Source organism: Mycolicibacterium setense (assembly GCF_000805385.1).
Lineage (GTDB): Bacteria > Actinomycetota > Actinomycetes > Mycobacteriales > Mycobacteriaceae > Mycobacterium > Mycobacterium setense.
In genome coordinates, this window is record NZ_JTJW01000006.1 from 641,970 (window position 1) to 653,435 (window position 11,466).

Genomic DNA, 11,466 nt, shown 5'->3' on the forward strand with positions numbered 1-11,466 from the left:
ACACCTGGGTCGTGGTCGGCATCGATCGACAGCCGTCGGGTGGAAAACGGCGTCGCGACTGGGTCCGCAGCGGGTCAGGTGCCCCGGTCAATCAGGTCGAACACCATGACGGCGTGGGAGAAACGGTGTGGGGTAACGCCAATCGGGCCGTACGGATGGTCCAGCATGAAAACCAGATACAGCAACAAGGCAAGCAGGACGGTCACTGAGCTCACCAAGATCATGTGAGCCCGGTTGTTCGCGAGCCGCATGAAGCTCGCGAGGCTGATCAATACCACGCTGCCGAAGACCAGGCTGAACCACAACAGCGTGGGTATGCGTGGGCTCGAGTTGAGGATCCGCGCGCTGCGGTCCGAGGTCAGCACGGCCAACTGGCTGAGGAACTGACTGTTGATGGCGCTCGCCGCGCTGTCCGATGTCGAGGCGCCGACGATGCGATACATCTCGGTAAGCGCGCTACGGCCGTTGTTGCTGATCGTGCCGAACTCTTCCCTGCCCCATTCGGGGCCCTGGACCGCGGCCGCATACCTGCGGAGTTGTTCACGCACCTGCGTCTGTTCCGGCTGGGGCATCGCCACGGTCTGGCGGTACAGAGTTACCAATGTCGAGGCCTCGTTGGACACGTTGGTCTCGGCCGAAAGGTACTGCTGCCATCCGACGACTACGGTGAACCCGAGTAGCGCACCGTAGACGAGGCCGACGACAGTCAGAAACGGCGACAACACCGAGTTGTGTTCTGGACGTGTGTCACGAGCGATGACACGACTGGCCAACAGCACCGTGCCGACGGCCAACAACACTGCGCCGACGACCACCACGACGAGCATGACCCACGCACCGACCGTCCCAAAGTCGCCCATGGTTGATCAGGATGGCAGCAAACTTCTCGCCACGAGGCCGATCGCTCGGTTTTCGCCCGCTGGGCTGCCGATCAGATCATCTGAAGTGCCGCGAGGTAGATATCGGTCGACGAGAAGGCCGTCGCGGGCTTGATGCGTTTGTGAGCGATGCCGCCGCGGCGCCGCTCGGAAAAGATGATGCGGCCGTCGGGGCTGAACCCGATCTCCAACTCGGTCGCCACACCTGATGCGCTGAGCAGAGGATGCTCCCACACCATCGTGCGGTACTCCGCCCGCGGGCCGCTGTCGAAGATCAAGTCCCAGTCCTTCTCGTTGGCGCGTTCTCGGACCAGATCCAACATTTGGTAGTGCATTCTCGTTTCCTTCACTGTCTGATTTTCATGGCGGGGAGGCATTGGCCCGCAGTGGTATTCGAGCTCTGCGGGCCTTGTTCGCCTGTCGGTGTATCCATCGTCGGTTGACCTGCATCCGGTGTCTGTCCTCCGATCCGCCTGCCGGGTGTACCAATTCCTGTCCGCCGATCAGGGGACATGAGGCGGGGACGAGATGGTCGCCGCCCCTCGATCAGCGACCATCTCGTCGGTCCGGGCTCGCCAAGTAGGCACAGGGGCAGGGTGTTTCGGTGCGCCGAGGATTCTGCGTAGCGTCGATAGACCTTCCTGTTCGGGCGGGTGGGCCAGGTGGCGAGGAAGGGGCCGAGCTGTGTGGACTCGCCGCCCTGTCACCGGGGAACAGGACAGTAAAGAGGAAGGGTCCGACAAGTCCGGATCACGAAATCTGAGCGCGCTCGTATTCCGCCGCGCTCGACACGGCGAGTGCCACCGCACCGCCCACGGCCGCGATAAAGGCGATGACCACCAGCCAGCCGTATCCCGGTCGTGAAACGTCGCCGAGCAGAACCACGCCGACGATGCCGGGGACCACGGTTTCGCCGACCACCAGGGCCGCTGCCACCCCGTTCACCGACCCGACTTGCAGGGCGACGGTGAACAGATAGAACCCGCCCAGACCGGCGACCAGAATGGCCCACAAGGCCGGATCGGCGAGCAGCACACCCACGTTCAGCGGCTCAAGACCGTCGACGACTCGTACCGCAACTGCCATGGCGCCGTAGAGCACGCCGGCGATCAACCCCACAGGCACTGCAGCGTTTTTCCCGAGCAGTCGGACCAGCGTGGCACCCAGGCCCAGGATGACCGCGGACACCACGAGGACACCCCAATGCATCACCGCGCCCGGGTCTCTGTCGCCCAGGCGGCCGGCAGTGGCGCCCAGGACGCACAGCGCCACAAGCACGATGGCGATCGCCGTCCAGTCGCGCCGATGGAGCCGGACGTGGAGCACAAAAATGCTCAACACGGCGGTGACCACGAGATTGGCGCTGATGATGGTCTGCGACAGGAACAGTGGAATCAGCCTGGCGGAGACCAGGCTCCCCACGAAACCGAACAGATCGAGTGCGATACCCGCGATGAAGATCGGTGCGAGCATGGCAGTGATGGTCGACCGCAGCGTGGGGCCGTTCTGCGCCGTGTCCTCGGCTGCCCCGGAATGTCCCGCGGCGTACGACTGCAGCACGGAAGCCGTGCCATACCCGACACACGCCAGCAGCGCGGCGGTTACGCCGACCAGCACTGCGAACCGTCGTGGGGTGCCGGTAAGAGCGGGACAACGCGGAACATCAGCCGAGTCTAGGAGCGTGCCGCCTCGGGTTCGGGTAAACGGCCGCCGATTTCTGCAGCAAGGTTGTCGTCTCGGACGAGCAACAGCCCGGAGGTAGAAACCGGCGCGTCAGCAGGTCAGCGCGGAAGTTGATTCAGCACGGCCGTCGTCACATCGAACACCACGGCTGCGTCGTCGCCGTTCACGTCAACGGAGGGGACAAGTCGACTGACGCGGCCCGCGTCGACGCCGTCGAACCCGTCACCCACGATCGCCCCGGCGAATGTCGTTCCCTCGTGGGCCTTGCGGTAACCGTCGTATTCCCCGAACTTCATCGGAGCGCCCCCGGCGGTCACGAGTTCTCGTGCCTCGTAGGCGAATGTCACCAAGATCTCGGTGCCGTCGACGGTGAAGAAGCAGGAGGTGAGGGACTGGTCCTTCCAGTCGAAAGTCACATTCCGGGACTTCTGCAGTTCAGCTACCACCGAGCATGGCAAGGCATCGGTGAGCACGGTGACGGTCGTGTTCGGGGAACTGCCCTGCCGGGGTTGTTCCGGCCACGTCGAGACCACCGCGCGCGCCAACGGTTCGGCGGTCGCGCACGCGTCGTGACCCCGTTCCATCGACACTCGCATCCGCACTGCGATGTCGTTCTCGAACGCCACGTCGTAATTGCAGGCGCTTTCGACGAGTTGGTCACGCACGTCGGGTGCAAAGGCCGACGCGGGATCTGCTCGGCGTACCTTGCGACCGTCGATCTCTTCCAGCGCGCCGACTGATGAGGTGAGGAAATCGGTTGCAGTGAAGGCGATTGACCAACTGATGTCGATCCCATGTTGGGTGCCGTCGTCGACGAGTGCCTCGCACGACGTCGAATTCGAGGATGTGCCGATCGCCTTGACGGTGCCGAGTGACGCGAGCCGGTCGGGGGCGATCAACGCACACGGGTCGATGCCGCGAGCCCACGCGATGGTTTTCTCGCGGGACAGTGCCGTCGGTACTGACGTGGTGGTCGACGGTGCTGTGGACGGAGCCGTCGCAGCCGAACAACCCGCGGCCAGCAATGTCACCGCGGACAGCGCCGCCCACCCCCGATTCACATGGGCAAGCCTAGGTCGGCATCGGGCGGGTCGATCGCGGCAATTCTGTCCGTTGCGGGTCTGAAGCGCTGGTGCCTCAAAGGCCGACAGTAAGGTGAGTCCGTGGCCGAGATCGCGCCGCTGCGCGTGCAGCTGATCGCCAAGACAGAATTCCAGGCACCGCCGGACGTGCCGTGGAGCACCGATGCCGATGGCGGGCCCGCGCTCACCGAGTTCGCCGGCCGGGCCTGCTACCAGAGTTGGTCGAAGCCCAATCCGAAAACGGCGACCAACGCGGGCTACATCCGTCACATCATCGATGTCGGGCATTTCTCGGTGCTCGAACACGCCTCGGTGTCCTTTTACATCACCGGCATCTCGCGCTCGGCCACCCATGAGCTGATCCGGCACCGGCATTTCTCCTACTCGCAGCTCTCACAGCGCTACGTGCCCGAGAACGACGCCGAGGTGGTGGTCCCCCCCGGGTTCGAGGACGACCCGGAACTGGTGGAGATCTTCACCACGGCTGCCGACGCCAGCCGCGCCACCTACACCGAACTGCTGGCCCGGCTGGAGGCCAAGTTCATGGGGGACCAGCCCAGCGGAAACTCTGCGGTTTTGCGCCGCAAGCAGGCCCGACAGGCCGCCCGGGCGGTGCTGCCCAACGCCACCGAGACCCGCATCGTGGTCACGGGCAACTACCGCGCCTGGCGCCATTTCATCGCGATGCGGGCCAGCGAACACGCCGATGTGGAGATCCGCCGGCTGGCGATCGCCTGCCTGCGTGAGCTCGTCGAAGCGGCCCCGGCGGTGTTCTCCGATTTCGAGATTTCGACGCTGGCGGATGGTAGTGAGGTGGCAACGTCTCCCTTGGCCACGGAGGCCTGACGGAGTGGCCCGGGTGCACGGCCACGGAGGCTTGACGGAGTGGCTCGGGTACACGGCCACGGAGGCTTGAGACCACCGGGTAATCTTGGCGCGTGAGTACGAGCGGAATCGATGTAACAGCGCAGTTGGGCACGGTGTTGACCGCAATGGCAACTCCGTTCAAGCCCGACGGCTCGCTTGACCTCGACGCCGCCGCTCGCTTGGCGAATCGCCTGGTAGACGCCGGATGTGACGGCCTGGTGCTCTCGGGTACCACCGGTGAGTCGCCGACCACCACAGATGACGAGAAGCTCGCGCTGTTGCGCGCGGTGCTGGAGGCCGTGGGGGACCGGGCCCGCGTCGTGGCCGGCGCCGGCAGTTATGACACCGCCCACAGCGTGCACCTGGCCAAGGCGTGTGCCGCCGCGGGTGCACATGCGCTGCTCGTGGTGACGCCGTATTACTCACGGCCCCCGCAAGCGGGTCTGCTGGCGCACTTCACCGCGGTCGCCGATGCCACCGATCTGCCGAACCTGCTCTACGACATCCCGCCGCGGTCCTCGATCCCGATCGCCTGGGAGACCATCCGCGCCCTGGCCACGCACCCGAACATCGTGGGTGTCAAGGACGCCAAGGGGGACCTGCACGGGGGCGGCCAGATCCTCGCCGAGACCGGGCTGGCGTACTACTCCGGTGACGACACGTTGAACCTGCCCTGGTTGGCCATGGGCGCGGTCGGTTTCGTCAGCGTCTGGGGCCATCTGGCCGCCGGGCAGCTGCGAGACATGTTGACCGCGTTCAATTCTGGCGACATCGCCACGGCGCGCAAGATCAACGTGTCGTTGGCCCCGCTGGCCCGAGCCCAGGCCCACCTCGGCGGGGTGACGATGTCCAAGGAAGGCCTGCGATTGCAGGGATTCGACGCCGGTCAACCCCGGTTGCCGCAGATCCCGGCATCCCCGGCCGAGATCGAGGCGCTGGCCGTCGATATGCGTGCGGCTGCGGTGTTGCGATAGTGAGCACCGAACTCGCGCCCCCCAAGCCCCTGGCCCCCGGCGGTCTGCGAGTTACCGCGCTGGGCGGAATCAGCGAAATCGGCCGCAACATGACGGTCTTCGAGCACCTCGGCAGGTTGCTCATCGTGGACTGCGGCGTGCTCTTCCCCGGGCACGACGAACCCGGAGTCGACCTGATCCTGCCGGACCTGCGCCATGTCGAGGATCGCCTCGACGATGTTGAGGCGCTCGTCGTCACCCATGCCCACGAGGATCACATCGGCGCGATTCCGTTCCTGCTCAAGCTGCGTCCCGACATCCCGGTGGTCGGCTCGAAGTTCACCATCGCGCTGATCCGGGAGAAGTGCCGGGAGCACCGCATCAAGCCGGTGTTCGTCGAGGTCGCCGAACGGCAGAGCAGCCAGCACGGCGTCTTCGAATGCGAGTACTTCGCGGTCAACCACTCGATCCCGGGCTGCCTGGCCGTGGCGATTCACACGGGTGCCGGCACCGTCTTGCACACCGGAGACATCAAGCTCGACCAGCAGCCGCTCGACGGCCGCCCGACCGATCTGCCGGGCATGTCCCGGCTCGGTGACGCCGGCGTCGATCTGTTCCTGTGCGACTCCACCAATTCCGAACACCCGGGTGTCAGTCCGTCCGAAAGTGAGGTCGGCCCGACGCTGCATCGGCTGATCCGCGGTGCCGAGGGCCGCGTGATCGTGGCCTGCTTCGCGTCGAACGTCGACCGCGTGCAACAGATCATCGACGCTGCGGTAGCACTGGGCCGGCGGGTCTCGTTCGTCGGGCGCTCGATGGTGCGCAATATGGGCATCGCCCGCGAACTGGGGTTACTGCGGGTCACCGACGCCGACATTCTGGACATCGGCGCGGCCGAGATGATGCCGGCCGAGAAGGTCGTGCTGATCACCACCGGCACCCAGGGGGAGCCGATGGCTGCGCTGTCGCGGATGTCGCGCGGCGAGCACCGCAGCATCACGCTGACCGCAGGCGACCTCATCATCCTGTCCTCGTCGCTGATCCCGGGCAATGAGGAGGCGGTCTATGGGGTCATCGACGCGCTGGCCAAGATCGGTGCCCGCGTGGTCACCAATGCTCAAGCGCGCGTACATGTTTCCGGCCACGCGTACGCGGGGGAGCTGCTGTTCCTCTACAACGGCGTGCGTCCGCGCAACGTGATGCCGGTGCACGGCACCTGGCGTCACATGCGCGCCAACGCAGCACTGGCCGCGAGCACCGGGGTGCCGCCGGAGAACATCGTGCTCGCCGAGAACGGCGTGAGCGTCGACCTGGTGGCCGGTAAGGCTTCGATCGCCGGGGCGGTCACCGTCGGCAAGATGTTCGTCGACGGGTTGATCACAGGCGATGTCGGCGATGCCACCCTCGGCGAACGCCTGATCCTGTCTTCGGGATTCGTGGCGGTGACGGTGGTGATCCACCGCGAGACCGGAAAGCCCGCTGCCCCGGCCCACCTGTATTCCCGCGGATTCTCCGAGGATCCGAAGGCGTTGGAGCCGGTGGCCCGCAGTGTCGAGCGGGAGCTGGAAAGCCTTGCCGCCGACAACATCACGGACCCGACCCGCATCGCTCAGGCGGTACGGCGCACCGTCGGTAAGTGGGTGGGCGAGACCTACCGGCGCCAGCCGATGATCGTTCCGACCGTCATCGAGATCTGATCGAATTTGGTGCACCGAGCGATTCGCCGGTGCCGTTAGATTGGGTCGGTGAGCCGTCCCGCACCTGAGGTGCCATTCGAGCGACGCCGCCCGCTTCCGCCGTTGGGTTCGGCCGAAGAAATCAAGCGTGCTGTCGAATATCCGTACTTTCTTCGGTATCTGCTCGTTGTAGGTGGTGTCCTATTCGCGCTCGTGTTTCCCTGGGCGCTGTACGCCTATTTTGTCCGGGAGCACGGACCGGATACCACCGTTACCGTGGTATTCGCGGTGGCGCTGGGCAGCGTCGTCGTTGGATCAAGGCTCATGCCCTCAATCCTGATGCGTCGCTTCTATGCTCGCGTGATGCGTGGCGGCCTGCTGTGCGACGTGTACCCGGCCGGTTTTCCGGATGCCGAGACCGCAATTCTGATCGACACCCGGTTACCCGACGCGCAGGCGGTATACGTCCACGACGCGGTCGTCTCCTGGCTCGGACGGCTGGCGTCGAATCCCGCGGCTCTCACACAGTCGGGCGATCTGTTCGCCGCCGGTCCGATTCGCAGCGCCGACGAACTCGCAGGCCCGGGTGCGCGGGGCGGGTTTCTTGTGGCCCGTGACAAGAATCCGTACAAGGGATGGCGGCTGATTCTTCCCGAGACGAACCCGCGTGACCCGCACCGGCCGTACGCGAATGGTCTTGTGGTTCAGGTTGACACGCCGAGCCTGGAATCAGCCGGCAAGTAGCAGGACCCCGCCGGTCAGCAGGCTCACGACCTTGATGAGCTCGAACGCGACGTAGATGTAGTGCGCGTGCGACCGCCCCTCTGCTTCCGCTCCCGGAGCGGCCGCCAGCACGGCGTTGGAGCGCTGAGTCAGCTTGGGCCGCACCGCGATCAGTTGGATGGCCAGCGCCACGATGGCGATCGCGAAGGTTGCGATCACCGCCCCGGACGGGCGGTGCACGGCGAGGGTCACGATGACGACCACGGCGAACGCGGCTTCTACGGCGTTGAGCGCGCGAAAAACCATGCGCCCGATGCCAAGCCCGATCTGCAGCGTCACACCTGGCGCCCGGAATTTCAGCGGCGCCTCGATGAACGAGATCGCCAGCACCATGCCCAGCCAGCAAAAGGTCACGGCGACCGCGACAGCCAGACCGGCATCCATCATGAATCTCCTTTCGGGCCCAATCGGGCCACGCACAGGTCCGGTTCGACGAACGGATCGAGCCGCTCGACCGCCAGCGGTGCCTGCCAGCTTTCCAGCGCACCCTGCATCAACCCCAGATGGATCGGACACACGACCGAGGTGCGGGTCTCGGCCAGCTCCAGAAATGGGCAGTGGCGCAACCGGATGTGATCCTTCTCGGGTGGCTCCGGCGCGAAGCCGATGTCATCGAGTGCCTGCACGAGGGCATTGATGGCCGAGTCGGGGGAGTCCGCTGTTCGCCGCGGCATCGCGCGTCCCCAGGCCCGCCCCATCTCCCGGGCCTTGGCGGCGGAATCATCGTCGTCGGCCAATCCGTTGACGAGGATCTCGGCCAGCATGCGGTAGTGGGTCGGCCCGTTCGGGTCCATCCGGTGGACCGCCCGGTACAGCTGCGGGGGGCGCCCAGGGCCGCGGTGGTGTGGTTGGACACGTTCCACCTGTCCCTGGGCCTCCAGGTGTTCCAGGTGAAACCGCACGGTGTTGGGGTGAACTGCGAGTTCGGCAGCGATCTGCGCGATGGTCATCGGTGTCGCCGAGGCCTTCAGCGTGCTCATCACGTCGACTCGGCGCTTCCCGATCGCGGTGATCATGGCTAGAGTTTATACAAACAGCGGTTGTAGAAACTAGGTGACGCGCTGTCGATCCGAGAAGGGGATTGTCCGATGGCTGACGACCTATCTGGCCACGACGATGTCGAAGTGCTGCTGTGGCGCTTCTACGGCAAGGCGCTTTCCGATCCGGTGCTCGCCGAGCCGTTCTCCGAACTGCGCGCCAATGGCCTGCGATCCCATCTGCCCGTCATGTGCGACTTCTGGGAGACCGTGCTGTTCCGTGCAGGGCTCTATCAGCGCAGCGCGCTGATCGTCCATCGCGAACTGCACGCCCGCCATCCGCTGTCGGCGAAGCATTTCGTGCGGTGGCTGACGTTGTGGACCGAGACCGTCGATGAGCTGTTCGAAGGTCCGCACGCGGAGCGTGCCAAGCTGCAGGCGGGGCGCATCGCCAAGGCCATGCACCGGCGACTGGTCGGCCTGGATGCCGCCGAGCTCGACGCTCTCGTTGCCTGCTAACGCTTTTCGGCGAAAGCCGTCCATTCCACCTGGGACGCGGTGAGATTCCGGCCGGACGGTGAAACGTAGTGCTCGATCAGGTAATCGGGCCCGGCCTGCTCGATCAACTGCCAGCCGTAGGGCTCGGCGAAGGCCGCCACTCCGTCGGGCTGCAGCCCGAACTGCCACAGCTGGCTACGGACCCGGAACCGGCGATACAACGACTGGGCGCCGTACCGATTGGTGCCGTCGATGAAATCGCTGCGCACATACGTGAACGCCAGCCGGCTCCCCGGCGCCGCCGAGCGGAGGAACTCGAACGTCGCCCCGACGCCGTCGGCGCTCAGATACTGCGTCACGCCTTCCCATACGAAGAAGGTGCGATGCGCAGCTACGTGGCCGTGCTTGGCCAGTTCGGCGGCCAGGTCGTCGCGTTCGAAATCCACCGGCACCAGGTGCACCGAGTCCGGCACGGTTCCCAGCGCGCGGCGCACCACCGAGCGCTTGCGCTCGATGTTGACCGGCAGGTCCACCTCGAACACCGGGATCGCGCTGTGCCGGGCGAGCCGGTAGCCCTTGGTGTCCAGCCCGGCGCCGAGAATCACCACGGCGTCGATGTTGGGCAATGCCTGCGTGAGCTTGTCGCCGATGTAGCGCTTGCGACAGGTCAGGTTCGCCCACAGTCCCGGGCCCAAGCGTTCGGTCGCCTGGATCAGCAGCCCGCGGGCAACCGGCCAGCGCATCGTCCGGATGAACGCGCGCAGCCCGGCCGGCAGAAAGGACGACGCCATGTCGTCGTCGACGAGCCGGCGCCGCACCGGTTCGTACTGCTCGACGGCTGCCAGCACCATCGGGCCGATCGCGGTTGCGGCGACGGGATTGCTCATCGCTTGTTGACGATGCCGGCATCCACGGGAAGTGTCACGCCGGTGACGTAACGCGCCTGATCCGACACCAGCCAGGCCACCGCGTTGGCGATGTCCTCGGCCTGCACCACCTGCACCGGCAGTGCGTTGCCGAAATCGGTTGGCGCATTGAGTTCCTCGGAGATGTGGCGCAGCCAGTCCCGGGTGAACTCGTTGTTGATCATCGGGGTGTCCACCCCGGTGGGGTGGATCGAGTTGACCCGGATGCTGTGTGGGGCAAGGAAATTGGCGTAGGCTCGCATCAGCCCCACCACTCCGTGCTTGGCGGCGGTGTAGCCGAGCGAGCCGCGGTCGCCGCCGCCCACGCCGATCAGGCCGGCGGCCGAGCTGATCAGCACGATCGATCCGCCGTCACCCTGTTCGACCATGAGCGGGATCGCCGCCTCGACGGTGTGGTGTACGCCGGTCAGGTTGACGTCGATGACGTCGCGCCAGCCGTCGGGGCCGGACTGCATCGGGGCGATCCCGGCATTGGCGACGACGATGTCGAGTCGGCCGAGCTGGTCCACTCCGGCTTGCAGCGCCGCCCGAAGGGCTTCCTCATCGCGGACATCGGCTCGCAGCGCGACGATCCGGCCACCGGCGTCCTCCACGAGCTTGACCGTGGCAGCCAGATCGTCGGGGGTGGCCAGGGGATAGGGCACCGACTCGATCTGGTCGCACAGATCGATCGCGATGATGTCGGCCCCGTCCGCGGCCAGCCGCAGGGCTTCGGCCCGCCCCTGGCCGCGTGCCGCGCCGGTGATGAAGGCGACCTTCCCGGCCAGGGGAGCCTCGGTGCTCATCATCAGCCCCGCAGCTGTCCCTTGGCCGGATCGCCCGCCACCACCGGTTGCAACATCTTGATATCGGGGGCGCCGTCGAGCAGCTCGCCGATGCTGCCGAACAGGGCACCGATGGCCGGGGCGGTGCTGTGCGCCTTCAGTGCATCGGCGTCGGCCCACTGCTCGACGAACACGAAGGTGCCGTCGGATTCGTGCAGCGAATACAGCTGGCATCCCGGCTCGTCGTGCACGGCCGCGACCGCGTTTGTGCAGGCCTCGCGCACGGCTTCGACGGACTCGGGCTTGGCCTTCATGGTGGCGACGACGACAACGGGCATAGGTGCAGAACTCCTCGATGAGTGCCGAAACTGGACGAGTG

Annotated in this window: 14 protein-coding genes; 5 read left to right on the plus strand and 9 right to left on the minus strand. The window is 66.0% G+C overall.

The window, feature by feature from the left end:
- Positions 1–74 precede the first annotated feature (74 nt).
- The 4 genes from QQ25_RS13755 to QQ25_RS13770 all read right to left on the minus strand — a co-directional run bounded on the left by QQ25_RS13755 (position 75) and on the right by QQ25_RS13770 (position 3,622).
- On the minus strand, positions 75–860 hold the full coding sequence (locus QQ25_RS13755; RefSeq protein WP_039379163.1) for a bestrophin-like domain: 786 nt from the start codon (positions 858–860) through the stop codon (positions 75–77).
- 71 nt (positions 861–931) lie between these two features.
- Positions 932–1,213 (minus strand): hypothetical protein, encoded by a 282-nt coding sequence (locus tag QQ25_RS13760; protein ID WP_039319236.1) that lies wholly within the window; start codon positions 1,211–1,213, stop codon positions 932–934.
- A gap of 415 nt (positions 1,214–1,628) precedes the next feature.
- Positions 1,629–2,495, minus strand: a complete 867-nt coding sequence (locus tag QQ25_RS13765; protein WP_039379181.1) for a DMT family transporter — start codon at positions 2,493–2,495, stop codon at positions 1,629–1,631.
- A gap of 164 nt (positions 2,496–2,659) precedes the next feature.
- Positions 2,660–3,622, minus strand: coding sequence for a DUF3558 family protein (locus tag QQ25_RS13770; RefSeq protein ID WP_039379183.1), 963 nt, complete (start codon positions 3,620–3,622; stop codon positions 2,660–2,662).
- Between the two features lie 102 nt (positions 3,623–3,724).
- Between QQ25_RS13770 and thyX the strand changes: the two genes are divergently transcribed.
- The 4 genes from thyX to QQ25_RS13790 all read left to right on the plus strand — a co-directional run bounded on the left by thyX (position 3,725) and on the right by QQ25_RS13790 (position 7,883).
- A complete protein-coding gene (gene thyX / locus QQ25_RS13775; RefSeq protein ID WP_039319244.1) occupies positions 3,725–4,489 on the plus strand; it encodes an FAD-dependent thymidylate synthase in 765 nt (254 codons plus the stop codon).
- 146 nt (positions 4,490–4,635) lie between these two features.
- Positions 4,636–5,484: a 4-hydroxy-tetrahydrodipicolinate synthase gene (gene dapA / locus QQ25_RS13780; protein WP_234706119.1), complete on the plus strand. Its 849-nt coding sequence runs from the start codon at positions 4,636–4,638 to the stop codon at positions 5,482–5,484.
- Positions 5,484–7,160 carry a ribonuclease J gene (locus QQ25_RS13785; protein WP_039319248.1) on the plus strand — a complete coding sequence of 559 codons (1,677 nt, stop codon included), beginning with the start codon at positions 5,484–5,486 and terminating at the stop codon, positions 7,158–7,160. The genes dapA and QQ25_RS13785 overlap by 1 nt, the downstream gene beginning before the upstream one ends.
- Before the next feature lie 48 nt (positions 7,161–7,208).
- Positions 7,209–7,883, plus strand: coding sequence for an MFS transporter (locus tag QQ25_RS13790; RefSeq protein WP_131546163.1), 675 nt, complete (start codon positions 7,209–7,211; stop codon positions 7,881–7,883).
- Here the strand turns inward: QQ25_RS13790 and QQ25_RS13795 are convergent.
- Both QQ25_RS13795 and QQ25_RS13800 read right to left on the minus strand, forming a co-directional pair.
- Positions 7,869–8,306 (minus strand): hypothetical protein, encoded by a 438-nt coding sequence (locus tag QQ25_RS13795; protein ID WP_039379187.1) that lies wholly within the window; start codon positions 8,304–8,306, stop codon positions 7,869–7,871. The genes QQ25_RS13790 and QQ25_RS13795 overlap by 15 nt on opposite strands.
- A complete protein-coding gene (locus tag QQ25_RS13800; RefSeq protein WP_039379188.1) occupies positions 8,306–8,938 on the minus strand; it encodes a helix-turn-helix transcriptional regulator in 633 nt (210 codons plus the stop codon). Before QQ25_RS13800 ends, QQ25_RS13795 begins: the two co-directional genes overlap by 1 nt.
- A gap of 72 nt (positions 8,939–9,010) precedes the next feature.
- Between QQ25_RS13800 and QQ25_RS13805 the strand changes: the two genes are divergently transcribed.
- Positions 9,011–9,418 (plus strand): group III truncated hemoglobin, encoded by a 408-nt coding sequence (locus QQ25_RS13805; protein WP_039319256.1) that lies wholly within the window; start codon positions 9,011–9,013, stop codon positions 9,416–9,418.
- Here the strand turns inward: QQ25_RS13805 and QQ25_RS13810 are convergent.
- From QQ25_RS13810 to QQ25_RS13820, 3 genes are read right to left on the minus strand one after another with little or no spacing between them, the layout of a single operon-like run.
- A complete protein-coding gene (locus QQ25_RS13810) occupies positions 9,415–10,284 on the minus strand; it encodes an SAM-dependent methyltransferase (protein WP_039379190.1) in 870 nt (289 codons plus the stop codon). The genes QQ25_RS13805 and QQ25_RS13810 overlap by 4 nt on opposite strands.
- Positions 10,281–11,108 carry a mycofactocin-coupled SDR family oxidoreductase gene (locus tag QQ25_RS13815; protein WP_039379193.1) on the minus strand — a complete coding sequence of 276 codons (828 nt, stop codon included), beginning with the start codon at positions 11,106–11,108 and terminating at the stop codon, positions 10,281–10,283. Before QQ25_RS13815 ends, QQ25_RS13810 begins: the two co-directional genes overlap by 4 nt.
- A 2-nt stretch (positions 11,109–11,110) precedes the next feature.
- A complete protein-coding gene (locus QQ25_RS13820; RefSeq protein ID WP_029111111.1) occupies positions 11,111–11,425 on the minus strand; it encodes a putative quinol monooxygenase in 315 nt (104 codons plus the stop codon).
- Positions 11,426–11,466: the final 41 nt, after the last annotated feature.